Raw genomic sequence first — 2408 nt, 5'->3', positions numbered from 1 at the left:
CAGGAAGAACAGCAGCAGGATCGATGCGAACATCCCCAGCACGCCCCACAACTTGGCCGGAATGCCCATGAAGTCGGTCGTGAAGGCGCGCAGGATCGCGTAGAATGGCCAGAAATACCATTCGGGAACGATGTGCGCCGGCGTCGAAAGCGGGTTGGCGGGAATGTAGTTGTCCGGCTCGCCCAGCGAGTTCGGCATGAAGAACACAAAGGCGCTGAACACCACCAGATAGACACCAAGGCCGAAGAAGTCCTTGGCGGTGTAATAGGGGTGAAACGGCACCGTATCCTGCTCCGACTTCACATCGATGCCGGTGGGGTTGTTGGAGCCGGGAATATGCAGCGCCCAGACGTGCAGGATGATGACCCCGAACGTCACGAACGGCAGCAGATAATGCAGCGAGAAGAAGCGGTTGAGCGTTGCGTTGTCGGGCGAGAAGCCGCCGAGCAGCAGCGTCTGGATGTAAGTGCCGACAACCGGGATCGCCGAGAACAAGCCGGTGATGACCTGCGCGCCCCAGAAGCTCATCTGGCCCCAGACCAGCACATAGCCCATGAACGCCGTCGCCATCATCAACAGGAAGATGACAAGGCCGAGCATCCACAGCACTTCGCGCGGCGGCTTGTAGGAACCGTAATACAGGCCACGGAAAATGTGGACGTAGACAACGCCGAAAAAGAAGCTGGCGCCGACAGCGTGCATGTAGCGGATCATCCAGCCACCGTTCACGTCGCGCATGATGTGTTCGACGCTGTCAAAGGCGACCAGCGTGTTGGCGGCATAATGCATGCCCAGCACGACGCCGGTGATGATCTGGATGACCAGCGCCACACCGGCAAGCACGCCGAAGTTATAGAAATAGTTCAGGTTCTTGGGGGTCGGATAACCGGCGCCCAATGAACCATGGACAAAACGCGCCAGCGGCAGCCGGCTGTCCATCCATTTGCCGACATCGCTGGTCGGCTGATATTGTCTGGCCCAGGGAAAGCTCATGATGTCACTCCTCAGCCGATGGTCACGGACGTGGGCGTCTTGAACGCATAGGGCGGCACTTCCAGGTTCTTGGGCGCCGGCCCTTTGCGGATGCGCGCCGCGCTATCATAGTGCGAGCCGTGGCAGGGGCAGAAATAACCGCCGAAATCGCCGCGCACTTCGCCTTCGGCAGCGCCCAAGGGCACACAACCAAGGTGCGTGCACACGCCAAGCGTGATGAGCCATTGTTCATTGCCGGGCTTGGTGCGGTCGGCGAGGGACTGCGGATCACGCAGGGTGCTCGCATCGACCTTTTTCGCGTCGGCGATTTCTGCCGGGGTCAACTGCCGGGCAAACACCGGCTTGCCGCGCCATTTGGCCTTGATGGCCTGGCCGGGCTGGATCGCCGAAAGGTCAAGGTCGATGGATGCCATGGCCAGCACATCGGCTGACGGGTTCATCTGGTTGACCAGCGACCAGGCCACCGGCACGACACCGACGGCCGCAAAGGCGCCGGTGGCGACATACAAAAAGTCACGACGGCGATCGCCATCAGGGGTCAGGTCTTCAGCAGTTGCCTGCCGCGTCTCGCTAGCCATGCGGTCCCTCGGGATAATGCGTTGCCAAAGGGTCAGCCCACCCCAAGGATGGGTTGGCATTAGCTACCGTCATGCCGCAATGCAACGGCCATCTGGTCGCAAATGGCAGGACATTTTGGCGCGGTTAGGTATTTTTACGGTATCCTGACCGGTTGCAACCACCGGCACAGGCGCTAGAACCGGCGCATGATCACACTCGATGCACAGCAATTGGCCGCACAGGCCTGGTTCCGCAACTTGCGCGACAACATCTGGGCCGCGCTGGAAAAAATCGAGGACGAAAGTACGGCCCCTGGCGACGCAGGGCGCTTCGAACGCCGCATCTGGGAGCGCACCGACCATGGCGGCGGCCACGGCGGCGGCGGCGAAATGGGCCTGATGAAGGGCCGTGTCTTTGAAAAGGCTGGCGTCAACATCTCCACTGTCCACGGCCAGTTCGCACCGGATTTTGCAAAACAGATCAATGGCGCCGGCGAAGACCCGCGATTTTTTGCGACCGGCCTCAGCCTTGTCATCCATCCGGTGAACCCGCTGGTGCCGGCCGTCCACATGAACACGCGGATGCTGGTGACCACCAAGCGCTGGTTCGGCGGCGGCGTCGATCTCAACCCGGCGTTGCCCAATGACGCGCAGACCGCCAGTTTTCACGCCGACGTCAAGGCGATGTGCGACCGGCATGACCCGGCCTATTATCCCGCGCACAGCAAATGGGCGGAGGAATATTTCTGGGTGCCGCACCGGAACCGCCACCGGGGTGTCGGCGGTATTTTCTATGACCATCTGGACGGCAACTGGGACGCGGATTTCGCCTATACCCAAGATGTCGGGCGCTGCTTC

General features: G+C 61.1%; 3 protein-coding genes. 1 reads left to right on the top strand and 2 read right to left on the bottom strand.

Annotation, left to right across the window (positions count from 1 at the left end):
* The coding region (locus RMQ73_RS02215; RefSeq protein ID WP_310496352.1) for a cytochrome b N-terminal domain-containing protein at positions 1 to 993 on the bottom strand (993 nt) is incomplete at its 3' end.
* Positions 994 to 1004: 11 nt separating this feature from the next.
* Positions 1005 to 1571, bottom strand: a complete 567-nt coding sequence (petA, locus tag RMQ73_RS02210; RefSeq protein WP_310496351.1) for a ubiquinol-cytochrome c reductase iron-sulfur subunit — start codon at positions 1569 to 1571, stop codon at positions 1005 to 1007.
* 186 nt (positions 1572 to 1757) lie between these two features.
* On the opposite strand from petA, the gene RMQ73_RS02205 reads away from it, so the two are divergent.
* Positions 1758 to 2408 (top strand): coproporphyrinogen III oxidase (locus RMQ73_RS02205; protein ID WP_310496350.1); only part of this gene is annotated, 651 nt, incomplete at its 3' end.

The organism is Sandarakinorhabdus sp. (assembly GCF_031430775.1).
Classification (GTDB): domain Bacteria; phylum Pseudomonadota; class Alphaproteobacteria; order Sphingomonadales; family Sphingomonadaceae; genus Sandarakinorhabdus.
This window is presented reverse-complemented; position numbering and strand designations above follow the sequence as displayed.